At 43.4% G+C, this 26,211-nt stretch carries 20 protein-coding genes; 15 read left to right on the forward strand and 5 right to left on the reverse strand.

Annotated elements, in window-relative coordinates; all coding sequences use genetic code 11:
- Positions 1-74: 74 nt before the first annotated feature.
- Positions 75-1,712 (forward strand): S8 family serine peptidase, encoded by a 1,638-nt coding sequence (locus tag CHRO_RS19895; protein ID WP_041462554.1) that lies wholly within the window; start codon positions 75-77, stop codon positions 1,710-1,712.
- Between the two features lie 611 nt (positions 1,713-2,323).
- Here CHRO_RS19895 and CHRO_RS19905 read toward each other — a convergent pair.
- Positions 2,324-7,582, reverse strand: coding sequence for a translocation/assembly module TamB domain-containing protein (locus CHRO_RS19905; RefSeq protein WP_015156021.1), 5,259 nt, complete (start codon positions 7,580-7,582; stop codon positions 2,324-2,326).
- 147 nt (positions 7,583-7,729) lie between these two features.
- Here CHRO_RS19905 and CHRO_RS32620 point away from each other — a divergent pair, with 147 nt between their 5' ends.
- The 7 genes from CHRO_RS32620 to CHRO_RS19930 all read left to right on the forward strand — a co-directional run bounded on the left by CHRO_RS32620 (position 7,730) and on the right by CHRO_RS19930 (position 17,189).
- The gene (locus CHRO_RS32620; protein ID WP_181824206.1) at positions 7,730-7,909 is read left to right on the forward strand and encodes a hypothetical protein; all 180 of its coding nucleotides are present in this window, start codon (positions 7,730-7,732) and stop codon (positions 7,907-7,909) included.
- Positions 7,910-7,978: 69 nt separating this feature from the next.
- Positions 7,979-8,377 (forward strand): DUF3110 domain-containing protein, encoded by a 399-nt coding sequence (locus tag CHRO_RS19910; RefSeq protein ID WP_015156022.1) that lies wholly within the window; start codon positions 7,979-7,981, stop codon positions 8,375-8,377.
- Positions 8,374-8,499 carry a hypothetical protein gene (locus CHRO_RS34480; RefSeq protein ID WP_281168592.1) on the forward strand — a complete coding sequence of 42 codons (126 nt, stop codon included), beginning with the start codon at positions 8,374-8,376 and terminating at the stop codon, positions 8,497-8,499. Before CHRO_RS19910 ends, CHRO_RS34480 begins: the two co-directional genes overlap by 4 nt.
- 79 nt (positions 8,500-8,578) lie before the next feature.
- A complete protein-coding gene (gene murQ, locus CHRO_RS19915) occupies positions 8,579-9,496 on the forward strand; it encodes an N-acetylmuramic acid 6-phosphate etherase (protein ID WP_342669345.1) in 918 nt (305 codons plus the stop codon).
- A gap of 82 nt (positions 9,497-9,578) precedes the next feature.
- The gene (locus tag CHRO_RS19920) at positions 9,579-11,108 is read left to right on the forward strand and encodes a site-2 protease family protein (protein ID WP_015156024.1); all 1,530 of its coding nucleotides are present in this window, start codon (positions 9,579-9,581) and stop codon (positions 11,106-11,108) included.
- Positions 11,109-11,593: 485 nt separating this feature from the next.
- Positions 11,594-14,590, forward strand: a complete 2,997-nt coding sequence (locus CHRO_RS19925) for a type ISP restriction/modification enzyme (protein ID WP_015156025.1) — start codon at positions 11,594-11,596, stop codon at positions 14,588-14,590.
- A gap of 175 nt (positions 14,591-14,765) precedes the next feature.
- Positions 14,766-17,189 carry a dynamin family protein gene (locus tag CHRO_RS19930; protein ID WP_015156026.1) on the forward strand — a complete coding sequence of 808 codons (2,424 nt, stop codon included), beginning with the start codon at positions 14,766-14,768 and terminating at the stop codon, positions 17,187-17,189.
- A 126-nt stretch (positions 17,190-17,315) separates the two neighbouring features.
- Here the strand turns inward: CHRO_RS19930 and CHRO_RS29880 are convergent, their stop codons facing one another.
- A complete protein-coding gene (locus CHRO_RS29880; RefSeq protein ID WP_015156027.1) occupies positions 17,316-18,002 on the reverse strand; it encodes a DUF4142 domain-containing protein in 687 nt (228 codons plus the stop codon).
- A gap of 31 nt (positions 18,003-18,033) precedes the next feature.
- Between CHRO_RS29880 and CHRO_RS32625 the strand changes: the two genes are divergently transcribed.
- The 3 genes from CHRO_RS32625 (at position 18,034) to CHRO_RS34885 (ending at position 20,391) form a co-directional block, all read left to right on the forward strand.
- Positions 18,034-18,273: a hypothetical protein gene (locus CHRO_RS32625; protein ID WP_181824207.1), complete on the forward strand. Its 240-nt coding sequence runs from the start codon at positions 18,034-18,036 to the stop codon at positions 18,271-18,273.
- A 91-nt stretch (positions 18,274-18,364) separates the two neighbouring features.
- Positions 18,365-19,888, forward strand: coding sequence for an Ig-like domain-containing domain (locus tag CHRO_RS19940; RefSeq protein WP_015156028.1), 1,524 nt, complete (start codon positions 18,365-18,367; stop codon positions 19,886-19,888).
- Between the two features lie 116 nt (positions 19,889-20,004).
- Positions 20,005-20,391: a four helix bundle protein gene (locus tag CHRO_RS34885; protein WP_015156029.1), complete on the forward strand. Its 387-nt coding sequence runs from the start codon at positions 20,005-20,007 to the stop codon at positions 20,389-20,391.
- On the opposite strand, the gene CHRO_RS32630 is transcribed toward CHRO_RS34885, so the two are convergent.
- Positions 20,322-20,462 (reverse strand): hypothetical protein, encoded by a 141-nt coding sequence (locus tag CHRO_RS32630; protein WP_181824208.1) that lies wholly within the window; start codon positions 20,460-20,462, stop codon positions 20,322-20,324. The two genes, CHRO_RS34885 and CHRO_RS32630, sit on opposite strands and share 70 nt — an antisense overlap.
- A 69-nt stretch (positions 20,463-20,531) precedes the next feature.
- Entirely contained in the window at positions 20,532-21,941 is a 1,410-nt protein-coding gene (locus CHRO_RS19950; protein ID WP_015156030.1) for an isochorismate synthase, read from the reverse strand.
- A 97-nt stretch (positions 21,942-22,038) separates the two neighbouring features.
- Here CHRO_RS19950 and CHRO_RS19955 point away from each other — a divergent pair, with 97 nt between their 5' ends.
- From CHRO_RS19955 to CHRO_RS19970, 4 genes are all read left to right on the forward strand, one after another.
- On the forward strand, positions 22,039-22,248 hold the full coding sequence (locus CHRO_RS19955) for a hypothetical protein (protein WP_015156031.1): 210 nt from the start codon (positions 22,039-22,041) through the stop codon (positions 22,246-22,248).
- A gap of 120 nt (positions 22,249-22,368) precedes the next feature.
- Entirely contained in the window at positions 22,369-23,277 is a 909-nt protein-coding gene (gene menA / locus CHRO_RS19960; RefSeq protein WP_015156032.1) for a 2-carboxy-1,4-naphthoquinone phytyltransferase, read from the forward strand.
- A 53-nt stretch (positions 23,278-23,330) separates the two neighbouring features.
- Positions 23,331-24,305, forward strand: a complete 975-nt coding sequence (locus tag CHRO_RS19965) for an o-succinylbenzoate synthase (protein WP_015156033.1) — start codon at positions 23,331-23,333, stop codon at positions 24,303-24,305.
- On the forward strand, positions 24,290-25,717 hold the full coding sequence (locus CHRO_RS19970; RefSeq protein ID WP_015156034.1) for a 2-succinylbenzoate--CoA ligase: 1,428 nt from the start codon (positions 24,290-24,292) through the stop codon (positions 25,715-25,717). Before CHRO_RS19965 ends, CHRO_RS19970 begins: the two co-directional genes overlap by 16 nt.
- Here the strand turns inward: CHRO_RS19970 and CHRO_RS19975 are convergent.
- Positions 25,677-26,084 (reverse strand): acyl-CoA thioesterase, encoded by a 408-nt coding sequence (locus tag CHRO_RS19975; protein WP_015156035.1) that lies wholly within the window; start codon positions 26,082-26,084, stop codon positions 25,677-25,679. The two genes, CHRO_RS19970 and CHRO_RS19975, sit on opposite strands and share 41 nt — an antisense overlap.
- Between the last annotated feature and the right edge of the window lie 127 nt (positions 26,085-26,211).

Below are 26,211 nucleotides of genomic sequence, written 5' to 3' on the forward strand. Positions count from 1 at the left end.
ACCGACTCCCGACTCTCGACTCCCATTTGTTTTAGAGTAAAGTGTAAAGCTGCATTTCCTAATTGAAGGAGAAATTGGTGAAAAAGCTGGTCTGGGTGACAGGGGGCATTTGTTTGGCGGCTGTAGGGTTGGCGCGTCCGGTGTGGACGCAGGAATCGCTGTCTATCGGAGTCGCGGGAATTGATGCCCAACGGCTGCATGAATTACCTTACAACTTAATTGGGCGGAAAATTGCGATCGGTCAGGTGGAAATTGGACGACCTGGAAAGTTTGGCTTGGATAAGGCGGTTTCCAAACAACCTGCGATCGCCCCAGCTGGCGTGTTTTTGCGTAATGGTGCGGCTAAGGCAAATACGAATATCGACCCCCACGCCCAAAATGTTGCCAGCATTATGATTAGCGATCGCAAAACTCTGGCAGGGATCGCCCCAGGAGCTAGATTATACTCGACTGCGGTAGGTTCGGTGAAGTATGCCGGACAGCCGGAAGAATGTTTATCCGCACAATCGACAGCAAACCGCAATAGCGGTGACGTGCGGGCGATTAATTTTAGTTTTGGTGAAACTTTGGAACGCGACCCGCGACCGGAGGCGAGATTAGATGGTAATTCTCTACTAACTCGCTGTTTGGATTGGTCTAGCCGCGTCCACGATGTGTTGTATGTTATTGCCGGAAATCAGGGGAAGGGCGGAATTCCCATCCCTACCGATAATTACAACGGCATGAATATTGCTTTTTCCTCGCGTCAAGACGGAATTTTCCGCAAAGTTGATGTGACTAATTTAAGTGCCGCTGGTGGTGGCGTGAAGGGTAGGTTGCGGGGACGGGAAATGAATCTCGGTACGCGGCAGTCGATTAGTTTGGTTGCTCCTGGCAACAGGGTTTATGCCCTTAACCCCGATGCTAAGGTCAAGGAGGTTACGGGTACGAGTTTTGCCGCACCTCACGTTACAGCTACAGTGGCGCTGTTACAGGAATATGGAGATAAACAGATTAAGATGGCGATCGCCTCTCGCCCCCCTTGGAAAGGGGGGTTGGGGGGATCTACACGGAATTGGAGTTTGGATGCTCGTCGGCATCAGGTGATGAAAGCGGTGTTGCTTAACTCTGCTGATAAAGTACAAGATGCGGGTGATGGCTTGCGATTAGGGATGAGTAAGACGATTATTGACAAACAAAATCGCAATTGGGTAGATTCCGATGCTTACCGTCAACCCAAAGTTTCTTTAAATTCTGAAATCGGTGCAGGTCAATTGAATGCTTTTCGTGCCTACGAACAGTTTAAAGCAGGTCAGTGGCAATCTTGGCAACCAGTTCCAGCGATGGGGTGGAACTATCGTCAACTCAAAGCTAACTCTGCTGAAGATTATGTCCTAGCTGCACCTTTAAAACAAGGTAGTTACGTTGCAATTACCTTGGTGTGGGAGCGCTTAGTAGAATTGAGAGATAAAAATCAAAATGGCAGCTTTGATGTTGGAGAAGATTTTCGCGATCGCGGTTTAAATAATCTCGACCTTTACTTATTAAATGCAGACTCCAACGCTGCTGCTAGTAATATTTGTACCTCAACTAGCGAGGTTGATAGTATCGAGCATATTTTTTGTCCAGTTCCCACTACAGGCAGTTACAAAATTCGCGTCCAATTTCGCCAACAAGTAAATCAACCCTCTCAACCTTACGCGATCGCCTGGTGGACTGTACCCGCTCAGTAAGTCAAATGTGAAAAGTTAAAAGTCAAAAAAGTGAAACTTCTCAACTTTCTAACTTTCTATTTGGAGAAGACGAGGAGCTTCAGACTCAACTATTGGTACGCTTAAAGCTGGCTTAATACTTTCGAGTTTCCGAGTCTTTGGAGCTGTCAACAAAGACAGTAGCTTAGGCAAGCTGAGACACAGAGCCATGTTAGCAAAAGTTAGAACTAGACAATCGATAAAATTCATAGCTGCAATTGCCTCCCTAAAAATTCCCACTAAACGCTATGCGTTTCTTGGATATCTCTTTAGTTTGCAGCATGTTTAACTCAAAAGATCGAATCGATACTTTTGAGTTTCTTTTCACTGCGATAAGCTAACTTTATTAATCTATTTGTTGCTATTGCCTGTATATTTAAAATATAACCTTCTTTGTAACAGAATAGAAATATAAAAGAAGATTTATAGTAATTCAAGCAAAAAGAGAATAAATTAGAACCAGTCAATTGTCTACAAGCAAGATTAGCCAAAACTTTTTCATTTGCTCCCTACTCCCTGCTCCCTGCTCCCCAGTATATTAGTGAAATTTGAGTGTAGGGTGGGCAATGCCAACCTTACTATGACAATGGGATTTAAAACTGCACTTCATACTCAACCACAGCTTGCGTATCGTCGGCAAAATCTGTCGCGGCGCGGACGCGGGTGTTGTCGTTCAAGCGATAGCTCAAACCGAATTGAGCTGGTTGTTGTGCAGTTAAGAATGTCAAAACCGAGACATAAGCATTGCGCGTGATATCAACGCCAGCCTCAGCCGCTAGACCAAGAGTAGAAGAGCGCGATCGCTCCTCATTAGAAATAGAAGTGGGGAATAAGCGCAGCTCTGATAAACCCAAGGCATTGCCAATGTCGGTAAACGTATTTTGAAAGTTACCTAATATAGCTGTTCCTGCCAGATTAACTAGTCCCGTCGCCGTGTCACCACCACCCTGTCCTGCCAAGGTTTGCGCGAAACCACCACCAATTAGAGCGATAATCTCTGATTGACTGCGGGAAGGGCTACTTGTCAGTTCCAAATTTTCAAATAATTGGCTAGCTGGTCCTTTAGCTACTGCCCGCACGCGAACGGTATTTACGGAACCGATATCTGTAGATAAGGTGTTGTCAGAAATCTCGCTGCTGATAACAGAAGAAGGGACTTGCGATCGCGTCACTTCTGGTACTGATGCGATCAATCGCACATCAAGGGTTGGATCGAGAGCTTGTTTTGGTGTAAAAGTTGCTTTTTGTTCGTAGCCCCGCTCCAACTCAAATTGAGTCGTAAATAAATTGACGCTACCACGTTCTAAATTGATAGTTCCTTGAGGGCGCAAATCGCCCAGCATACCGTTTACCACTAAAGTTCCAGCCGCTTGAAAGTCAAGAATCGGTGGTAACGTTACCGACACATTATTTCCTAAAGTCAGCCGCAGATCGTTCAACTCTATAGGTGCTTCAGCAGCTGGAGCCGGGGCTGTTCCCCCTTGTCCCCCTTGTCCCCCTTGTCCCCCTTGCGCCCCAGGCGTAGCCGGGGCATTGCTAGTTGGCAGAAAAACCTGACCGTCCGCCAGTAGAACTTGACCCCCGATTGTGGGGTTAAGTGCGGAGCCAGTCACAGTGACTTTACCGTCAACGCCTCCTTGATATAAATTGGGTAAATTCAACCTCAGCCGATCTAAAGAAACGGTAAGGGGATTAGCGGCATCTGGGTCATTTGCTGCTAGATTCTCAAAAATCGGAATTACGCCTTGGGCAACCACCTGACCCCTGGAAAAATCGCCTTGAATTCCCTTGACGAGAATGCGATCTTCGTTAAATAGCACCGTACCGTTGACATTTGTTAATGGATCTGTTAGAGCCGCAGCAGTGATGGTGGCATTTTTGACTTGGGCAATTCCCTTCGCTTCTGGCTGCTTGAGAGTACCGCGTACTTGCAGTTGAACTTGTCCTTCACCGCCTTTCCACGCTACTTGGTCGGTTAAAACATTGAGTAAGGCTAGTCCTTGATTTTGGACATTGACATCTAACCGAATCTGGTCGCTATCCGGTTTAACCGAAGCGAAAGGTAATTGTAAGGGAATACTACCAGTCGCCATTAATGGGTCGGGTCCAGCAATCAGAATGTTGCTACCGAAACCGAGACGGGCATTAGCATAGCTGAAACTAGCCGCAGCTGATTCTACGGGGTTTTGATTGATCGTGCCTTCACGGAGTTGAAATTCTCCGACTGCTAAGGGGTTCTCGGTACTACCAGCAATGGTTGCCGTACCGTCCACATTACCTGTCACGGCGATCGGTAATTCGACAAAATCATTGAGTAGGCTTAACGGAAAGCCCCTGACTCGTAACTGACCTGATTGCTGTTCGCTGCTAAAACGACCAGTCAAAGCTACAGCGGTGTTTTCGTCCAATCGTACCCGCACGGGAAGTAGGGTTAGCACTCCTTCATTAAAGTTACCAGCAGCAACGAGGCGATCGGCAGTATATTTACCCCACTGCCACTTATCCCCTCGCAAATTGAAATCAGCAGCAATGCCCTGTTGGGGAGAACCACTAGCAGTAACTTCGCCGCCAAAAGTCCCCTGAAGTTCGGCTAAAGCTGGGACTGGAAAAGCATCTTGACGTTGCTGGCGCTGCTGTTGCAGTAAAACTAAAACTTCCGAATAACGACGTAATTGAGTTAATAGCGATCTATTTGGTGCGCCGACTTGTAAAATTCCTAAATCTTTTGCTGTAGCATAATCAGGAGGCTGAAAACCGCGTTGCAGGTCTTCAAAGTCATAAATTTGCAGGGCGCTGAGGATATCTTGAATGTTGCCTTGGGCGATATTGGCTTTAGCTTGAAATTGAGGACCTTTAGAAGTTTGACTGAAGCTACCTGTTAATGCATACCGGCTTGAACCTTTGACAAATTCACCATTAGTCAGCGTCCCGCCACCGTTCCCGTACCGAAATTGTGCCGCTAAGCGATCGCCCTGCAATCTACCTATACCAGGTTGTGCTACAGCTACATCTCCTTGGGCGGCTAGACGGTCGGGATTTACCGTCAAATCGGCTGATAAAATGCCGCTGACTGGACCCGTGAGGTAGGGGTTAGCTGGTGCAGACAGATTCAGCACCCGTAACGGAAAGTTCTCGACATTGACCAATAAATTCTCGCCCTGACTTCTCCCAGTGGCGAGCGCCTCATCCAATCTCACTGTAAAATTATTGGGGCGATAGTCGGGTTTGAGATTGACAGCAACGCGATCGTTTTGATTCCCAACTAAATCTAAATTTAATCCCCTGCCCGGTTGCAGCCGCAAATCTCCCGCTAATAGCGGGTCGAAAGCTACGTTGTTGACGGCAAAGTTTTGCAGCCGCACGTTACCTACAACATTCGGTACTGGTAAATTGCCCGTAACCTGTCCAACAAAACTGACTCTACCCGCCACGCTACTATTAGGTGGCAACTGTACGGGAGCGTTTTTGAGATCGTAGTCTCGCACTTTGACGTTAAAATTTAACCCCGTTATCGAGGCAACATTTTGCGGGTCAACACTAACTCTGCCGTTCGCTTGAATATTTCTAGAGGTGAGTTGGGGAATATTTAAAGTGTTGCCATTCCAATTTAAGGAAGCAGTTAGGGGTTGTCCGATTAACTCCTCCGACAAGCGGACTTGTCCCGCTGCTGTAATTCCTGCCGGACTGAATTCGCTGATAGTTCCGGCTAAGTTGGCATCTCCTGTCAGTAAACCTCGTAATTGTGGATTAAATCGATTGAGCTGGATTCCATTCGTATTAACTGCTACTTGCCAGCGACCGTTATTGAGTTGAATATCCCTAGCATTAATCGTACCTCCAGCAACATTTAACCTCCCCGTACCGCTACCCCGTAAAGTTTCTGGAGTAAAAGCAGTGGTACTCCCCGATAGATTTAGCCTTCCGTTCAGACTTCCCGCATACTGAGGCGGTACGGGGGCGAGACGTTGCAATTGTAAGTCAGTTGCTTGCAGTTGAGTTTGCCAGCGTCCGGCGGCTACTTGGATACTAGGGACGTTAATCGTACCCCCACCAATCCCCGTTAATTGACCCGCACCTGTAGCAGTGAGTTGTTGCGGTTTAGCTGGGTCGAGCGTACCAGCTAGATTAAACGTACCATTTACCGGGTTTTGCAAGCTGGGCGGGACTTGGGTTAACTGTCCCAATCTCACCCCAGTGGCTTTAATTGCTGCTTTCCAACGTTGGTTGACCAACTCCCCAGCCGCTGAAACATCACCTCCAGCCACGCGGAAAATTGTATCGCGTAGGAAGAGGTTGTTGGCGTTGTAAATCACCAGTTGTCCTTTACCTGGATATGTTGCTTGGGGTGCTTGCCAATTAACAACTGTACGGGGTTTATCTGGCGTACCTGTAACTTGGGCTTGGGCGGTGACAATTCCCACTTTCGCAGCTTGGTTAGTTACGCCGTAGGCTTTGGCGATCGCATCCCCTGGAATATTATTAGCAATAAATTTAAAATCTAAACCTGCTGTCTGTTCTGGTTTCAGGGCTAATTTCAGCGTTCCGCCACCCGTTACCTTACCTCCAGCAGCGGGTGTAGCTGATATATTGGGAAAATTTAACGTTCCTGCTGCCGTATCAAGGGTAAAGTTCGTACTTACCCGACTGATATTCAACCGATCTAACCGGACTGGTTTGATGTTTACTACATCTCCGGTCAAAACAGCCGCTTCTACGGGTCCTGTCAGTTTGACTTGCGATCGAAAAACACCATCAACGGGTACGGGTACTTGTAGATTTAAACTAGAAATTGCGGCGGCGGCGCTGACAGCATCGACGTAAGCCGAGAGATTAAAACCTTTTTCTATATCAAGAGAACCCTTAGCTACAGCTGGAATTTTGCCATAGCTACTAGCAACGTTATCTAGGTAAATTTCCGTTCCCTTAAACTGCAACCTTCCCTGAGAATTATTAAAGGCTTGCGGTAGTTGATTAACTTGAGCTGTAACCTTGTTTAGGTCGGCAGTACCATATAAACCCAACAGTTTTACAGGAGTGAGTTCGGCTTTAAAATCGCTGTTGACTCGACCACCTTGAATAACTAACGGCAATTCAATCAGCCGCGTTAGATCGGAAGCTAGAAATTCTTGCGTATTAATATTGATACTAGCTCGTCCCGACTCGGCGCGAAAATCTCCATCAAGCTTTAGCTCTCCTCCTGTCTGCGGTTTCCCAGCTAAATTGAAATTAATCAGATTATAGTTTTCGCGAAAAGTTGCTTCTCCGTTAACTTGATTTAAGGTGACAGTGTTACGTGGCGTAGAACGAGTTAGTTGTTGAACGTTAGACACTAAAATTGCTTGAGCATTCCGCCAGCCAAGCCGATTGAGGGCAATTTGAATTGGACCTCCCGCCTCACCACCCGTAGCAATATCAGTATTGACCCAGCGCCCTTGGGTATCTTGCTGCACGTAGGCTTTTGGGTTAACAAGCGTGACATCTAAGGGTAAAGTGCGAGTCAAAAGCACTGATAAGGGGTTATAGTTTACCTCTACTGCTTCGATTGATGCCGTATCTGGGTCGGTAGCAGTAGCCGGGACAGAAGTAGCACCCAAGCGTAACCCCGTCAAACCAAACCGTTCGACGCGCCCGACTTTAATCGGTCGTTTCAGGGTTTGGGAAAGATTTTTTTCGACAAGTGGCGATAGCTGTTCGTAAATGAATCGATTTATCCACCACGCACCCGCTGCTACCCCCACCAATATTGGTACGCCAATAGCAACAGTAGTCCGACTAAATAAGATATTCTTGAGACGGTTGGGTCGAGGAGACTGTTGAGAATCTTCAGTTTCCGGCTCAGTGAAATTAGACATAACCCCTCACGGCTGATCTGGACGGCTGGAGCTAGTGGCAAAAAACCACACCTGGGAGCAGCGCCAACTTTAAGGATAATTCAAGAATTTAAATGTGAAATTATCGTTACGGGATTGTTAACATCTATTTGCACAAAATAACCAAAGATGTTATCCGTTCATCAAAAAAACTGCGTCTACACAAAGGTATATAAGAAGAGAGCTGAGGAAGCAGAGGAGCAGAGCAGCAGAGGAGCTTCAGGTGCAATTCACGCATTAATTCCGAATTCCGAATTCCGAATTCCGAATTCTCCCCACACCCTACACCCCTTCTTCACTGACAACTGATAACTGATTAAGATTATGGTTAACAAGAAACAAAGGGATGACTGAAGGTAAATTGGAACGGAGAGAGTTATGATTGCACCCATGCGTGTATTTGTGTTACTGTTTAATGCCCGCACGGAAAATGAGGGCATTCATACTATTCAAACAGGCGATCGCAATAAGGTATTGATGTTTGAATCAGAAGATGATGCAGCACGTTTTGCCTTAATGCTAGAAGCACAAGATTTTCCCGCTCCTACGGTGGAAGCGATGGATACAGAGGAAATCAAGGATTTTTGCGACAGTGCTGGCTATGACTGGGAAGTTGTTCCAGAAGGTGCGCTTGCACTTCCACCAGAAATCAACATAGAGCAAACCGACTGGCAACTAGATGATGAAGATAAACCCTTAGTCGAAGAAAAGTCTGACTCAGATATGTCCGATACTGAGTTGGATAGCATTAAGCGGCGGTTGGAAGGCTTATTGTGAAAGGTGGAAATGGGACAAGAGAGACAAGGGAGACAAGGGAGACAAGGGAGACAAGGGAGAGGGGGGAGACAAGGGAGACAAGGGAGAGGGGGGAGACAAGGGAGAGAAATTTGATAATTTAACGATCGATGACCGATGACCGATGACCAATTACCAATTACCAATTACCAATTACCAATTACCAATTACCAATTACCAATTATGGATCGCGGTCATCTACTAACAGAACAGGTGAATCCTAACAGTCAAAACTTAGACCGACTAAGTTGTTTGGAGTTGGTAGAGTTATTTAACTGCGAGGATGCGAAAGCAGTAGCGGCGGTGGCAGAGGCAAAGCAAGAATTAGCTGAGGCGATCGCCCTGACAGCAAAATCGTTGCATCACGGAGGACGGCTGTTTTATATTGGAGCGGGAACGAGTGGGCGTTTGGGTGTATTGGATGCATCAGAATGTCCGCCAACGTTTTGCACGCCGCCAGAAATGGTACAGGGAATTATTGCTGGGGGTGCGGCGGCTTTAGTTCGCAGTTCGGAAGATTTGGAGGATCGGGCGGAGGATGGCGCAGGTGCGATCGCCCAACATAAAATTACTCAGTTAGATGTCGTTATCGGTATTACAGCGGGAGGAACCACGCCTTACGTCCAGGGTGCTCTACAAGCAGCCAGAGCTAGAGGAGCTACAACCATTTTTATTGCCTGCGTACCCCAAGAGCAAGTCCAAATTGATGTGGATGTGGATATTCGCTTATTGGTAGGAGCGGAGATTTTAGCAGGTTCGACGCGACTCAAAGCCGGAACTGCTACCAAATTGGCATTAAATATTATTTCTACGGGGACGATGGTGCAGTTGGGCAAAGTTTACGGCAATCGCATGGTAGATGTTGCCGTCACAAATAATAAGTTACGCGATCGCGCTTTACGCATTTTACGCGACCTCACCGATTTAGAAGCCGATGCAGCTGAAACATTACTCGATCGCAGTGGCAAATCGGTAAAATTAGCCTTATTAATGCATTGGACGGGGTTAGAAAAAGAAGCAGGCGATCGGTTGTTGGTAGAACACAAGGGTAATCTGAGGGCTGCGGTTGCAAGTTGTAAAAATTCCATAATTAGCACATAGACTCCCGACTCCCTCATTTTCCAAGGGTGACGCACTCCGCTACAGTAGACTTATTGCTCCCTAGCTGCGATCGCAATTCACAATGTTTACTACGGCATCAGAAACCCCCATCATCCTCACCGTTGTCTTGGTTGCACTCGGTATCTTGAGTTGGGGCTTTATCAGGGCAAGGAAATTTGGCAAACTCGGTATCCTCGCCTGGTTACAGTCAGTAGTGCTGATCTCTCCCTGGCTGCTATTCTTTGGCTTATTCGCCACTGGAATTTATCTCAATTTGGCGGGAGTGTTGCTGTTAATCGTCGCTTCGACAGCTATATATGTCTTTCTCGGCAACCGTCTCCGCGCCGCTGGACAAGATGCCATTCTCCGCGCCAAAGCTACAGAAAAACTAGCAGGTAACTCGACAACTCCAGAACCAAATGCAGCAGATGATGGTTCGGTCAAGGCAGTAGAAATACTGAACAAACCGGAGGTGATGCCCATCCCAGATGAAGACCTGACTACCATTCGCGGTATTTTTGGCATCGACACATTTTTTGCCACAGAGTCAATTCCCTATCAAGATGGCGTAATTTTCAAAGGCAACCTACGCGGAGAACCAGAAGCAGTTTACAATCGCCTCAACACAACTTTGCAAGAACGCATGGGAGTCAGCGAAACGGCTCCAGAGAAACCCCGTTATCGCTTATTTTTAGTGGAAAATGTCGATGGTAGACCAGTCGTCATCGTCCTTCCTAGCCGCAACGACCCCCGCCCCTCAACCGTAGGACAAAAGATTTTCGCGCTAGTCCTGTTTCTTGCTACCATTGCCACAAGTTTAGAAACTGCTGGTATTCTGCAAGGATTCGACTTCTTTACAACTCCAGGTCGTTTCCCCGAAGCTTTACCAATTGCATTGGGAATTCTAGCTGTTTTAGCCGCCCACGAAATCGGACATCGGGTGTTAGCCCAGCGCTACCAAGTTCGCCTCAGTCCTCCCTTCTTCCTGCCAACGCTGCAAATTGGAGCATTTGGAGCAATTACGCGGATTGAATCGCTACTACCCAACCGCACAGCCTTATTTGATATTGCTATTGCTGGTCCCGTGGCTGGGGGTGTTGTTTCCTTACTGATGCTGTTTGCGGGTCTAATCCTCTCGCATCCTGGCAGTATGTATCAAGTACCGTCGCAATTTTTTCAAGGCTCAATTTTAGTCGGAGCTTTATCTAAAGTCGTTTTGGGTTCTGCCGTCAACCAAGCTTTGGTAGACGTTCACCCGCTGACAATTATTGGCTGGTTGGGGTTGGTAATTACAGCGCTGAATCTGATGCCAGCCGGACAGTTAGATGGTGGGCGAGTCGTACAAGCAATTTACGGGCGTAAAACCGCCGGACGCACGACTTTTGCCACAGTAATCGTTTTGGCGATCGCATCTTTAGCTAATCCGTTAGCTTTATACTGGGCAGTTGTTATCCTTTTCTTGCAACGAGATTTAGAACGCCCTAGCCTGAACGAGTTAACAGAACCGAATGATGCTAGAGCAGCTTTAGGTTTATTAGCACTGTTTTTGATGATAGCTACCCTCCTACCCCTCACACCCGCATTAGCAGGACGCTTAGGAATCGGTGGTTAAAAGAATTCTCAAAGTCCCCCTTTTGAAGGGGGATTTAGGGGGATCTTCAAGTCCTCCTTTTGAAGGGGGATTTAGGGGGATTTCATAACCGTTTTCAAATCGCATGAAATACATAATTTGCAGGGGCGCACAGCTGTGCGCCCCTACCAGTTTCATACACGCAATTTCATTTCACTATATATTACCAATACCCTCAAAATTTGGACGAACTAAAAACTCGGCTTCACACTTTCCACATCATACTTTTTAAATTTTTTATATATCTAATCTTGCTTTTATAAAGTTATTAATAGCAGATATACATTTTTTCCAAATTCGATATTTCAGCAAAATTCCATCATAAAAATAACAATAATCCCTCGTAAAAATTCAATAAAAAATCTGTAGAAGCGCTGAAAATAAGAAACCCTAAATTTCACTGAAGCGCTTGAATTTTGCCTGAGCCAGACTTGAACTCAACGAGTTCTATTAAAGTCTTTGGCTTTGTGTCAAAAGTTCTAATTAGTCAATATCAAGTAGAAAGAGCAAGAATTATCCGCTCTGAAGGAACGTTTCAGACAGATTCTTTACGGATTGCGTTTCAAGAACTACTAGATGAATACTGCAAGAGTAAAGATTTTCAGTTAATCCCAGAACTAGATTATCAAACTAAAATTGGTAGAGTTATTTACCCTAACGGTACAGTTAAAGATACTTTACGCCTAAATTGGGGTTATTGGAATAGAGAGGCTAATAATTTAGATCGAGCAATTGAAAATAAACTATCCCAAGGTTACCCAGATAGCAATATTTTATTTGAAGACTCGCAAACAGCAGTTTTAATTCAAGCTGGAACTGAAGTTATGCGCGTTTCCATGCAAGATGGAGACGCACTAGAGCAAATTCTCAATCGTTTTCTCAACTATGTTCCTCCAGAAGTCAGAGATTTTCGCGCTGCTATTGAGACATTCAAGCAAGACTTACCAACAATTCTCAATACATTAAGAGACATGTTGGAACAACAAAGCGCTAGAAATCCAGAATTTCAAAGAGCAAAATATCAAATTTGGGAAATTTGCAAAGAATCAATTAATCCTGAAATTACTTTATTAGATATTCGGGAAATGATGATTCAGCATATTTTAACAGAAGATATTTTTAGCAATATATTTAATGAATCTCAATATTATCGGGAAAATAATATTGCTCGCGAATTACAACGAGCTTTAAATACTTTTTTTACTAGTAGTACAAAAAACAATTTACTGAGTACTATCGAACGTTACTATGGTGTGATTAGAAAAACTGCTACTAATATCTACAACCATTCTGAAAAACAAAAGTTTTTAAAAGCTATTTATGAAAACTTTTATCAAGCATATAATCCTCAAGCAGCCGATCGCTTGGGGATTGTTTATACACCGAATGAGGTGGTTCGCTTTATCATCGAAAGCGTAGATTATTTACTAGAACAACATTTCCACAAGAAATTAGCTTCAAAAAATATTGAAATTCTCGATCCTGCAACTGGTACGGGAACGTTTATCACTGAACTAATTGAATATTTACCAAAAAACAAACTGACATATAAGTATAAAAACGAAATTTTTTGTAACGAGATTGCACTCTTACCTTATCACATAGCTAATCTGAACATTGAATTTACTTACAAGCAAAAAATGAGTAGATATGAAGAATTTAAAAACATTTGTTTTGTCGATACTCTAGAACACGCCTTTTTTGAAGAAGGTAAACAGGAAGATTTATTTAGCTTAAATATAGAAAACAACGAACGCATTCAACGCCAAAATAATCGCACCATTTCTGTAATTATTGGCAATCCTCCATATCATAGCGATCGCAACATTAGTTATCCCACGATCGATCGCCGCGTGAAAGAGACTTATATTAGAAATAGCCAAGCGCGGAAAACAAAAGCATACGATCTATACGCTAGATTTCTGCGTTGGGCATCCGATCGCTTGGGTAAAAATGGTATTATCGCTTTTGTTTCTAATAATTCTTTTATTGATGCTCGGACTTACGATGGTTTAAGAAAAGTTATTACTGAAGAATTCAACGAAATTTATATTATTAATCTTAAAGGAAACGCTCGAACGAGTGGCGATCGCAGGCATCGAGAAGGAGGTAATATATTTAATGATAAAATTCGTGTGGGAATTGCCGTCTATTTTCTAGTTAGAAAAGAAGGCGATCGCAATTGTCAAATTTATTACCACGCTCTCCCTGACTATGCTACTACAAAAGAGAAAAATATTTATCTAGCCGAACGCAAGTTTTTAGAAATTCAATTCGAGCAGATCGTACCAGATGCAAATAATAATTGGCTCAATCGAGTAGATAATGATTTTTATACTCTCATACCTGTTGCAGATCGCGACACTAAGTTTAGTAAAGATCGACGAGAAGCAAGAGCAATCTTTAAATTGTTTACCCTTGGGGTTATTACTGCTAGAGATGAATGGGTTTATGCCGAATCAGAAACGGCGCTAGAATCAAAAGTTAGGTACTTCATTGGTATTTATAATCAAGCAGTTGATAACCGAAACACACGGGAAAATCTCGATCGCACTATCAAATGGACGAGGAGATTAAAACGGTATCTAAATCGAGGAATAAGCTATCAATTTAAAACTAACAATATTCGAGACTGTTTGTATAGACCATTTGTGACTAAAAAATTGTATTTTAGTCCAGAGGTAAATGAGATGCAATATCAACTAGGGCAAGTATTTGATCGGAACTGTCAAAATTTGCTGATTGGTTTTACTGCACCTGGTTCGACTAAATCATTCATGACTTTAGCTAGCGATCGCATTCCAGATTATCATCTGATCGGTGATTCGCAATGCCTTCCTTTATATTGCTACGATGAAAATGGCGATCGCGTTGATAATATTACAGATTGGGGACTAGAACAATTTCAAAATTATTATTGTAGAGACGTTACATCTAACATCTCTACAATTACCAAATTGGATATTTTTCACTATACCTATGCCGTTCTACACTATCCGGCTTATCGCGCAAAATATCAGCAGAATTTAAACAGAGACTTTCCTCGCCTACCTTTCTACAATAACTTTTGGCAGTGGGTGAATTGGGGTCAACAGTTGTTGAAATTACATATTCGTTATGAAACTGTAGCACTCTACCCTCTCCAGCGCATCGATCTCCCAACATGCAGCGCTATGAAGGTGAAACTGAAAGCAGATCGCGATCGAGGCAGAATTATTATAGATACGGTGACAACCTTAGAAGGCATTCCTACATCTGCTTGGGAATATATGTTAGGAAACCACTCAGCTTTAGAGTGGGTGTTAGAGCAATATAAAGAGAAGAAACCTAAAGATGCAACTGTAGCTGCCAGATTTCATACTTATCGCTTTGCCAATTATAAAGAGCAAGCGATCGCGTTACTGCAAAGAGTTTGTACTGTCAGTGTCGAGACAATGAGAATTGTAGGGGAAATGAGTAGTTAGTAAAACTATCATTTAGAACATAGATAAGAAGGGACGCACAGCTGTGCGTCCCTTCTTACATTTTGCGTATCAAAAAAGGCGCGATCGCGCAATTCGTATATTTACTGAAGTGATTATAAAATTGTTAAGCCAAAATCAACGCAAGTGGACTTACCATTTTGCGAGATAACAGGCAATGATTGTTCCAGCGCCTCAGCCTAACGTACAAAATTTGCAACAAGAAGCGATCGCTTTATTCAAGGAAATTAGTTTTCTGATGGATAACGCCGCCAGCGCTCTCAGCACTGATAGTTCTAGCGATAAGTACAAAGACTTTCAGCAAGAGGTCTTGAGTGTATCTCACAATGTGGAAAAATTAGAGCTAATGATGGCGATCGTTGCGCCGATGAAGGCTGGTAAGTCTACAATTATCAACGCCATTGCCGGACAGGAAATTCTCCCTAGTCGCAATGCAGCAATGACAACCCTACCAACACAAATTATTTTTAACTCGGATTTGACTCAGCCAACCTTAACCCTGAGTCCCGAAATTATTTCTGTTTATCAACAGACGCTTCAGGCTTTACAAACAAAGATTCAAACTTTGGGAATGCAGCGCATCCAAGACAAGATCGCGCAATATCCTCATTTACAAGATTTGCTGCCCAAAATTCAAGACCCCACAAGTCTACAGTTGCAAGAAATAACCTCTGGACGAGAGGAAATTATTCAGGTATTGATGAGTTTGAACGATATCGTTCGCCTTTGCAATACCATTGACCCATCTACAGACCCCTTGGGAAAGCTTACAGAAGTTCCCTGCATTCAGGTTCCAATGGGGCGATCGCGCCGCCTATCTCCAGCGGATACAGCTAATAATAAGCCAGATCTGTTAGGCAATTTGGTTATTGTCGATACCCCTGGACCCAACGAAGCGGGAGAAAACCTCAAGCTTGCTACAGTAGTCGCCGAACAACTCAAGCAAAGTTCGATGGTATTGATCGTACTAGACTTCACTCAGTTGAAAACAGAAGCCGCCGAACAGGTCAAACGGGACGTACAAAGAGTTATCGATCTACGGGGTAAAGATAACCTGTACATTTTAGTAAACAAAGTCGATCAACGGCGCGAAGGCGACATGACATCAGAACAGCTGCGCCAATTTATTGCAGCTGAATTTGGCATTGGCAATGACGATACAAACCAAGTATTTGAAGTCTCAGCTAGAAGGGCATTTTCTGCCGCTCACTTTACCCACGAACTAGAGCAGCACCCCGAGCTTACTCTGAGTGAGATCCCCGCAGCACGGGTATTAGCTCAAGAAGTCTTCGGGATTGATTGGGAAGAAGAACTAGCAGAAGTTACCTCGGAAGAAATTCGGAAAAAAGCTCAAAAATTATGGAATAAGTCTGGATTTGAGCCATTTTTAGAAAAAGCTGTAAAAGCATTGATGGAACGCGCTGCACCTAAGTGTTTGAAATCTGCCCTTAATCTCGGTCGCAGTCGTTTGGTACAGCTAAGGGATGAAGTCAAGCTCCGCAGTAGTGCCATTTGTCAAGACGCAGAGAAATTGCAGTTAGAGTTATATGCGCTAGAAGCCGATTTGCATCGCCTTGAATTGTGTCGCAGCCGCCTCAAGGATGTCGATTCGATCAAATCTCAACTGCATCAAAATCTCCACGAACTGTTACAAGTGCTGAAAAAAGAAGCAACTGTGAATTTAGAAATTTTCTTTGCCAAAGAAGAGTACCAACGGGCTGACTTAATTAAAAAGATGGACATGAGAGCGCGGGAACTTTTCTTAACTAATATTGGTGACTTTGAACTTTTTCCTAAGTGGGTATCGTCACGCCTTAAATCGCAAGTTGAGTTTAAAACTTCTGGTTTATTTGAATTTGAGAGTCCGGAAGTAGCAGAAGAGTTTGTCGATCAGGCAGTCACTTATGTTAAACAGAGGGCAGATAGTTTATTAAGCAGCGTTCGCGATCGCACGAGTCAAGAAATCGAACAGGCGCGTCAAAGCCTATTAGATCTTCTAGAACAAGAAACAAAGCCAATTATTGAAGGAGCTTGTCAGCGATTAAATGAAGCTTTCAACTTAGATTTATCTCTGCCGACAATGCAGTGGGAGTCTTTTGAGACAATGGGTTTTGTCAGACCTCCAGTTAAAAGGCAAAGTCGATTTGTCGATCGCGGTAATGTGGAAGTATTAAGAAATCAGCGTCAGTGGTGGCATTGGTTGTGGATAGTTCCCGTAGAAGTCAAAGTTCAGATCCGACGACCGCGAGTGATTGAAGATTACTATACTGTATCTTTAAATACGCTAATTGCCAAAGTAAATCAATCGATTGAAGGCAGTATTGATAATATTAATTTGGAAATCGAGAAATATCTAGATAAAGATTTTCAGCAAAGAGTAGATGTATTTTTTGCAAATCTCGATACTTTTCTCCATAATTACAGAGATAATTTGAGCCAAGCTCAAATCGATCAAAAACTATCTCTAGAAGAAAAAGAAAAATTGGTAGAAGAACTGAGTTTTCTTCTACCTGAAGCCACAGCACAAATCCAAACCGCAGAAAGTTATATTGAATATACAGACCAAATGCTGAGCAACTAGTGTAAGAAGAAACGATTAATGTAGAGACGTTATATGTAATGTCTCTATCTGTACGGGCGGGTTTTGGACAAAGACTTGTGGTTACAGCCGTAAATCTGCTTGCGCGCACCCGCCCCTACGACTCACTTATTTTTTAGTAGCACTATTACCCGTTTGTTTTTGTGCCTGTTGCAAATGCTCTTGTACTGTGGGTAAGACTTTAGCAGCAAAAGCTTTTAGATCTGGATCTTGACCTTGTTTCGCCTGCTGGCTGAATAAAGCTTCTTGCTGAGCGTGGGCTTTAACTCCTGCCTCGTTCATATATGCCTTATCAAAAGCGCTGCCAGAAAGCTTCGATAGCTTTGCCCGTACAGCTTCATTTTTTTGACCGATGGTTTTTGGTGGAGTTACACCTTTTTGTTGTGCCAAAGCCATTAGCTCTTGATTAACTTTAGTATGCTCGTCAATCATGTGCTGAGCATAATCTTTTACCTCTTGGCTAGAGGCGCGTTGCAAGGCAAGTTTTCCGAGTTGGACTTCCGCCATTCCCCCTTGGGCTGCTTCAGTAATAAACTGCCGATCTTGAGTACTGAGTTGCTGATTTTGCCCGGTTGTGCTGGGTTGAGTCTGAGTTGAATCGCGATTAGGTTGGTTTATGCTGGGATTCGACTCAGTTGCACCAGGTGTAGAGCGAGTTGCATCAGGAACAGGCTGCGTCGTAGTTCCAGGAGAAGATTGAGTTGGGGATTGACTTGATTGTGCTAAGGTTTTGTATTCTAAAGAGACAAACAACCCGACTGCCACAAGAGCAGCAGTGATAATTTTGCGTTGCATTGCTATTAAACTTCCTTGTTTTGTAATGCTTATGTATTCCTCACACCCTCACTCATGCCGTCAAGTGACTGACAGATCGCGGGTGTTTGTTAAGCGATTGTTAAAGGTGTGGCGATCGCATTTGACTAGTACATCTGCTTCGTCCACACCTATTCTCTATTTGCAATCTCCAGCCGATCTCCAACCTCTACCTGAAGAGTCATTCGTCATTGGTCATTCGTCATTGGTCATTTGTTATATTGACTACAAAAAATCAGCACTCGGTGACTAGTGGCTAGGGACTGGTGACTAGACCGAAACAAGAAACTAGCTACTAGCCACCAGCCACTATCTACTCCCTCACAATCAACAACCAATTTAAGATGTCAGCTACTAAGTCTTGGTTCCAACCCATCGATCGCGTGGCGATCGCCCTGATCTTCGTTCTCAGTCTGCTCATTGGACTGTTGGTGTGGCGCGGGGATATAGTTGCACCCAAAGTGAGAGATTTTAGTTGGCAAGCTAGACAGATTGGTGCTAGCGATCGCTCTTTTAGCCTCACGTTTAGCCGTCCGATGAATACCAATAGCGTCGAGGCAAACTTACAAATCGATCCGCCACTACCAGGTAAAGTTAGTTGGGCAGGACGACGGTTAGCGTATACTTTGCTAGAACCAGCACCCTATGGCGCGACGTATCGCGTGCAGTTACGCTTTGCCAGAGATAAGTTTACGCCTGAAACAGATTTGAGGCGGCTGCTACAACCTTTTGAGGCAACTTTTAGTACCCGCGATCGCGCTTTTGTCTATCTCGGTGTAGAAGGAGAGGAACAAGGCAGGCTCGTCCTTTACAATTTCACCCAGCAAAAGAAAACGATCCTCACGCCGAAAAATCTGGCAGTCGTTGATTATAAGCTTTATCCTCATGGTGACAAAATTCTCTTTTCTGCTAGCGATCGCCAAAATCGCCAAAATCACAATCCCCAAGGGTTACTTTCTGCCCAGATTTATACTGTCACAACTGGAATTTCTACCCCTCAACCAGATCGGACTCACTGGTTTTCTTTCTTGAATCATCAACAAGTCCCGTCTCCAGGCAAAATTGACCTAATTTTAGATAACAAAGACTATCAAAATCTCAAATTTGACTTGTCTCCCGATGGCAACACTATATTGGTGCAGCGTGTCAGCCAGCGTCAATCCGATCGATTTGGTTTTTGGATCGTCCGTCCCAATTCTCCGCCGCAGGAAATGGAAACGGAACCAGGAGGAGACTTTTTAATTACTCCTGATAGTCAAACAGTAGCAGTTGCCCAAGGACAAGGAGTCGCAATTTTACCTTTACAAGCTGATGCAAAAAAACCCTTAGAATTTCTGCCTCAATTTGGTATGGTACTGGATTTTGCCCCCGATGGTACGCAAGGGGCAATGGTGCGATTTAATTCCGATTACACGCGATCGCTATTTTTAGTCACAAACCAAGGCGTACAAAGAGAATTATTACGCACGACTGGTTCTATTCTCAGCGCTCAGTTCGATCCGCGTGCCGGAATTCTCTACTGCTTGCTGACACAGTTGATGCAGGGAAATACTTATGAGGAACAGCCGTATTTAAGCGCGATCAATCTCAAAACCGGAAAACAAACGCCTCTAGTCGTGCTACCCAATCAGAGAGATATTCAGATGAGTTTAGCTCCCGATGGCTTGGGTTTGCTATTCGATCAAGTCGTGACAGCAGCCAATGCTAACCCATCTCCAACTTTACCCCGTACCGAGCAAGGACAGGCGATCGCCACCAGTCATTTATGGCTACTCCCACTTCCTGAAACTATAAATGCCGATCTCACCAACCAATTGCGTCCCGAACAGTTGCCCTTACCTGGCTTTCGTCCCAGATGGATACCTTAACTAGGGGTGAGGAGTAAGGGAGTTAGAGAAAAGGACAAGGGAGACAAGGGAGACAAGGGGGACAAGGGGGATTGTTGGGAATAATAGATTGTGAAGTGGGATAAAAATGTTTGTTTGTGAAGAAAAAGTCTTTTAAGAGCCATGAAGATTTAGCAATATTTGAGTTAGCATTCGATACAGCAATGACAATATACGAACTCACTAAAAAGTTTCCTATTGAAGAGAGATATTCGTTAACTGACCAAATCCGTCGTTCATCACGCTCTGTATGTGCCAATTTAGCAGAGGCTTGGAGAAAACGTAGATATAAGGCTGCTTTTATTGCCAAGTTAAACGATTGTGAGGCGGAAGCTTCTGAAACTCAAGTTTGGATAAAATTTGCCGTCAAATGCGGCTACATAGAAATAAACCAAGCGAGAGAAATTTACAGTACTTACAACAAGGTATTATGCGGTTTAGTAAACATGATTAATAACTCAGCCCAATGGACTATCGGTGAATAAATCCCCCTTGTCTCCCTTGTCCCCCTTGTCTCCCTTGTCTCCCTTGTCTCCCTTCGCCCCCTAATCCCCACTCCCTTCGGTCGTGGGGTCCCCGAGTTCCCCCTTGTCTCCCTTGTCCCCCTTGTCCCCCTTGTCTCTCTTCAGATCAAAGCCTTCAGTAATGCCTGTAATTTCAACCTGACTTCGGCAATTTCTCGATCGGGATTAGAGCCAGCAACAATTCCAGCACCAGCATACAACCTAGCGCGATCGCCATCAATTAAAGCCGAACGAATTCCCACAATAAATTCGCTATCTCCTTGATGATTTACCCAGCCTAAAGGTGCAGCATACAAACCTCTTTCAAACTTTTCGTAGGTGCGAATTTTTTTGCAAGCGAGTTGTCTGCTAACTCCTCCTACTGCTGGAGTTGGATGTAAAGCGGCAACAATTTCTAATGGATGAACATCAATCGGAACTTTAGCTTGAATTGGTGTCCATAAATGTTGAATATTTGCTAGTCGCCGTAACCGAGGCGATAATAATTGTGGAGCAATACCGAGTTCTTGCAAACTTTGCGTAATAAAGTCAATCACAACTCGATGTTCGTGCCTTTCTTTTTCACTCTGCAATAATTGATTGGCTAATACTGTATCTTCCGCCGTTGTTTTTCCTCGCGAAATTGAACCAGCTAAAGCATCGGTAAATAGTTGGCGATCGCGAATGCTAATTAATCGTTCGGGACTTGCGCCGATAAAGTTTTGTCCTTTCCCATTATGAGTAGAAAACACGTAACAATCGGGATGCATTTGTCGCAAGCGGTTGAGACACTTAAATAAGTTAAAGTTTGTATTTGCCTGCACGTCAATTGCATGAGCCAGGACAACTTTACTCAGTTGTTGCTCGTAAATTAATTCCGAACAGTCAATAACTGCTTGTTTAAAGCGATCGATACTACTGACATCAACTTGACTGAATTCTCGTTGAAAATGATTTCCTTCGTTTTCTGGCTGTTCTATTGAGGTAATCTCATGAATCTTACGCCATAATTGTTGAATGAATACATCTATATTTGTATCTGCTTCAATTGACAAGTTAGCAACTAATACGCAGCGATCGCCTTGTCTAGCAATTTGCCAGCGGGGTAGAAATACTGTAGCAACTGGAAAGGGATAATCTGCTGTAGCCTCCGAGAAAAAACTGAAGCTACAAAAGAAATATGGTTTAGCAAAAGTATGGTTAGAAGAATCAAAAATATCTGTTTCTTTTAAACAAGAGCGAATAAACTTTTGAGTCAGATGAAAACGATTTGCACCTGCCAATTGTAACTGTGCTACAGCATCAATAGCAGCGATTGCCTCTCCTTTGCTTTTATTCTCGAAATAGAAATTTAATTGATGGGGTCGAGCTAGTTTTTCTAGTAAAGCCAGCGGATCGATCGAATCGATCTCCAGAGAAATGCTGACGATTTGAGAACAATTTCGATCGCAGTTTTTTTGCGAAGCTACAAGAAACTGGTATAGCTTCTGGCAGTTTAAGTGGTAGTTGGCAGGGCGCGGTAAAAGGAGCATGAATGTTAAAGTAAACTATTTTTGCATCCAAGTTTAGTAAATTTTTTTTAACTGTAAATTTTTTTTAACTTCTGTTCCTAAAGATTATTAAATCGTGATGGGATGGCTACAGGCGATCGGTTTGCATACGAGGAGCGAGGAGCAAGGAGTGTTAGCAAAGCGGGACGAAGTCCAGAGCGAGAGAAAACCGCTAGAACGCAGACAGCATGGGAATGACAGCTACTCTCATGCCGCAAATGCACCGATCCCTATAGTACAAGAAATGGGGACGGTTATCAGTTGTCAGTTATCAGTTATCAGTGACTAGTGGCTAGTGGCTAGTGGCTAGTGATAAGAATTGAGTCTGGTTCCACTAGCCACTCACTATCAACCAACTGCCAACTCCCATTACCCATTACCAACTACCAATTACCAATCACCCTTTAAAATGACAACAAAGCTGATTACATATTCTAATTCTCAACCTAAATCGAAATTGTGGATGGCAGCAATTAAACCACCAATGTACAGCGTTGCCATTATTCCAATTTGGGTAGGAACTGCGGTAGCAGTTGCGCAAACAAAAAATTTGAATGCAGGCGTATTTTCGACTTTTCTCACTGCTGCTATCTGTATTGTAGCTTGGAGTAATATCAGCAATGATGTTTTCGATTCTGAAACGGGAATCGATAAAAATAAAGCTCACTCTTTGGTGAATTTAACTGGAAACAAACGTCTCATTTTCTGGATTGGGAATCTGTTTTTGATTTTGGGTTTATTGGGTATTTTAGCGATCGCCTGGTGGCAACGAGACTTAACTATAATCGGCATTATCCTCGCGTGCTGCGCGATCGGCTACGCTTATCAGGGACCACCTTTTCGCTTAGGATATCACGGGTTAGGGGAAATTCTGTGCTTTGTGGCTTATGGTCCGCTTGCAGTTTCAGCAGCTTACTATAGTCAAACTCAATCTTGGTCAACCACAAACTTAGCTGCTTCAATTATTGTCGGAACTGTCACTAGCTTAATTTTGTTCTGTTCTCATTTTCACCAAATCAAGGACGATCTCGCTGCCGGAAAGCGATCGCCTATTGTCCGTTTGGGTACGGCTTTATCTGCTAATTTATTACCCTGGATTTGTGGCAGTATTTACACCTTAACCAGTTTATTAACAGTTTTAAATATATTTCCAACGTGGACTTTACTAAGTTGGTTAAGCTTACCCTTTGCAATTAAGTTGTGTCGGCACGTTCTACAATATCATGACCAACCAGAAAAAGTAAGCAATTGTAAGTTTATTGCCGTAGGGTTGCATTTTGTCTGCGGATTACTGTTAGGATTGGGATTTATGTTATAGGTGTCAGTTATTAGTGGCTGGTGGCTAGTGGCTGGTGGCTAGAGAAGATTCCCATGACTCAATTCGATTTTCGTCCTTATCGACGACGATTTAAACCACCTCTACAAACAAATCATGGCGTTTGGGACGTGCGAGATGGGATTATAATTCGATTGACTAGCAATTCAAATGTGGGATATGGTGAGATTGCGCCTATTAGTTGGTTTGGCTCGGAAACAGTAGAACAAGCGTTAGATTTTTGTCGCCAGTTACCAAAAGAAATTTCTGAGGAAATTATTTTTTCGATTCCCGATCGCCTTCCCGCTTGTCAGTTTGGATTTGAATCAGCATGGGAAGATATTAATTGTTGTAAGAACGTACAAATCGCTCCTACAACATCCCTTCCCTACAGTGCTTTACTTCCTGCTGGTAAAGCTGCCTTATCAACCTGGCAAAGTTTAGCAAAAGACGGTTATAGCACCTTTAAATGGAAAATTGGAGTTTATCTGATTGCTGAGGAATTGGCTATTTTTCACCACTTAACTGAAGTATTGCCAGAGAGAGTAAAACTGCGATTAGATGCCAATGGGGGACTGAGTTATGATGAGGCAAATTTGTGGCTTTATACCTGCGATCGCGTTATGGCAACGGGAGTAGGTGTAGAAATTGAATATATCGAACAGCCGCTTGCTAGAGAGAATTTGACTGAAATGCAAGAATTGAGTTGCTACTATGCTACCGCGATCGCGCTGGATGAATCTGTAGCTAATCTGACTCAATTAGAAACTTGCTATCAGCAGGGATGGCGAGGAATTTTTACGATTAAACCCAGTATTGCTGGTTCGCCAAGTCGTTTGCGAAAGTTCTGTCAAGAACACAAAATTGATGCGGTATTCTCTTCCGTATTTGAAACTATTGTCGGTAAACAAGCAGCTTTAAAACTAGCAGCAGAACTATCTCTAAATCGTCGCGCAGTTGGATTTGGCGTACATCACTGGTTAGAGGAAAATGAACAAACTTGGCTAGAACAATTATGGCAAGCTTGTTAGAAGCTATAAAAAAATCTGGCGATCGCCATTGGTTAATTGGTGGCGATAGTGGCGAACTTGTCGAACTAGCAGAGCAATTTTATTTAGAAATTATCGAGCAATCTTCTCAGCAGAATTCGCCTAGAATTATTTTAGCTGAAAGCAAACCAATTCGATTTTTAGCTGGATTTATCGCTGCCTGTAGTGTAGATTGTTCCATATTTCTTTGCAATCCCTTTTGGGAAGAAGGAGAATGGCAGCAGGTTTTTGATATTATACAACCAGATATTATTTGGGGAGAAGTCCAAAATCAAAAAATAACAGCGATAATTCCGAATTCCGAATTCCGAATTCCGAATTCATCTATCATGATTCCCACGGGTGGATCGTCGGGTAAAATTCGTTTTGCCATTCATACGTGGGATACCTTAAGTGCCTCCGTTCGAGGCTTTCAAACATACTTTCAAAGTCAGCAGATTAATTCTTTTTGTGTTTTACCCCTATATCATGTTAGTGGCTTAATGCAATTTATGCGATCGCTAACTTCTGGCGGTAAATTAGCAATTTTTCCTTTTAAAACTATAGAATCTGGAGTTATACCCGATCTCGATCCTGAAGATTTTTTTATTTCTTTGGTTCCAACTCAACTTCAGCGTTTATTACAGATTCCCAATTTAGTCGATTGGTTGGCACAATTTCAAACAGTATTATTAGGTGGCGCGCCTGCTTGGCAAGAACTTTTAAATCGAGCCAGAGATTCTAAAGTTAGACTAGCACCTACTTATGGAATGACAGAAACGGCATCACAAATTGCTACCCTCAAGCCAGAAGATTTTCTTCAAGGATATAACAGTTGCGGTCGAGTTTTACCTCACGCGCAAATTAGAATTATTAATTCTAAACATGAAATCTTAAATTCCAATGAAGTTGGTACGATTTGCATTCAAGCTAAGTCTTTAGCTTTAGGCTACTATCCAGATTTGTTAGAACAAGTAGAGATTCAGGTAGACGATCTAGGTTATATAGACGATCGCGGCTATTTAAATATTGTCGGTCGCAACAGTCATAAGATTATTACAGGAGGCGAAAACGTATATCCTTGTGAAGTTGAAGCTGCGATTAGAGCAACTCAATTAGTTGATGATATTGTTGTAATTGGACTTTGCGATCGCGTTTGGGGAGAAGTCGTCACGGCAATTTACGTTCCTAAATCTCAGTCGGTTTCTGCAAGAGAAATTAAAGCCGCGATCGCCAATAGTTTATCTAAGTTTAAAATACCTAAATATTGGATTAGCGCTCAAAAGCTACCTCGTAACGCGCAAGGCAAACTCAACCGAGAACAATTACAAGCGATCGCGATTTTGACTCAAGAAAATCGCGATCGAGATTTGTCTAATCTACCCACTGTTGAAACCACTGGACGATCTCGCTAGGTAATTGTTGTCTGGTTCTGCTTTCAGGATCGATACAAACGTGTTCTGTCAAGACTTTGGCAACTTCGCGATCGCCTGCGTCAACCATTTTATACGTTACCTCAAAATAATCATCGCCCATATATTTTGGCGTGAGTTCGACTAAGATTTTATCGCCACAAAACATCGGACGGAAAAAATCTGCACTAGCATGAACGATGGGAATAGCAACCGAAGATTTACTGAAAAACGCTTGGATGTTAATTCCTGATGCTGCTAAAGACTCTTCGTAAGCTTCATGGCATATAGATAGAACGCTGGCAAAGTAGACAACCCCAGCTGCATCAGTATCCTGAAAGCGAATAGTACGAGTATATGTAAATGTCATTTATCGAGGAGTATGTTCACATCTATTTATCTCCGATAGTGCCAGAATTAGCTACCAATTTTTCTTTTTTTCTTAATTTTTAACGCCAATCCAGAGTGAACAGGCATTAAATATTCTCCAATCTGCA

The organism is Chroococcidiopsis thermalis PCC 7203, assembly GCF_000317125.1.
Classification (GTDB): domain Bacteria; phylum Cyanobacteriota; class Cyanobacteriia; order Cyanobacteriales; family Chroococcidiopsidaceae; genus Chroococcidiopsis; species Chroococcidiopsis thermalis.

Coding starts and splice junctions, on each gene's coding strand:
- CHRO_RS19905 (WP_015156021.1), bottom strand. CDS start 7,582: ATGTCTAATTTCACTGAGCCGGAAACTGAAGATTCTCAACAGTCTCCT.
- CHRO_RS19950 (WP_015156030.1), bottom strand. CDS start 21,941: ATGCTCCTTTTACCGCGCCCTGCCAACTACCACTTAAACTGCCAGAAG.
- CHRO_RS19955 (WP_015156031.1), top strand. CDS start 22,039: ATGGGATGGCTACAGGCGATCGGTTTGCATACGAGGAGCGAGGAGCAA.
- CHRO_RS19910 (WP_015156022.1), top strand. CDS start 7,979: ATGATTGCACCCATGCGTGTATTTGTGTTACTGTTTAATGCCCGCACG.
- CHRO_RS19920 (WP_015156024.1), top strand. CDS start 9,579: ATGTTTACTACGGCATCAGAAACCCCCATCATCCTCACCGTTGTCTTG.
- CHRO_RS19970 (WP_015156034.1), top strand. CDS start 24,290: ATGGCAAGCTTGTTAGAAGCTATAAAAAAATCTGGCGATCGCCATTGG.
- CHRO_RS32625 (WP_181824207.1), top strand. CDS start 18,034: ATGTATTCCTCACACCCTCACTCATGCCGTCAAGTGACTGACAGATCG.
- CHRO_RS29880 (WP_015156027.1), bottom strand. CDS start 18,002: ATGCAACGCAAAATTATCACTGCTGCTCTTGTGGCAGTCGGGTTGTTT.
- CHRO_RS19930 (WP_015156026.1), top strand. CDS start 14,766: ATGATTGTTCCAGCGCCTCAGCCTAACGTACAAAATTTGCAACAAGAA.
- CHRO_RS32620 (WP_181824206.1), top strand. CDS start 7,730: ATGTTATCCGTTCATCAAAAAAACTGCGTCTACACAAAGGTATATAAG.
- murQ (WP_342669345.1), top strand. CDS start 8,579: ATGGATCGCGGTCATCTACTAACAGAACAGGTGAATCCTAACAGTCAA.
- CHRO_RS19965 (WP_015156033.1), top strand. CDS start 23,331: ATGACTCAATTCGATTTTCGTCCTTATCGACGACGATTTAAACCACCT.
- CHRO_RS19940 (WP_015156028.1), top strand. CDS start 18,365: ATGTCAGCTACTAAGTCTTGGTTCCAACCCATCGATCGCGTGGCGATC.
- CHRO_RS19975 (WP_015156035.1), bottom strand. CDS start 26,084: ATGACATTTACATATACTCGTACTATTCGCTTTCAGGATACTGATGCA.
- menA (WP_015156032.1), top strand. CDS start 22,369: ATGACAACAAAGCTGATTACATATTCTAATTCTCAACCTAAATCGAAA.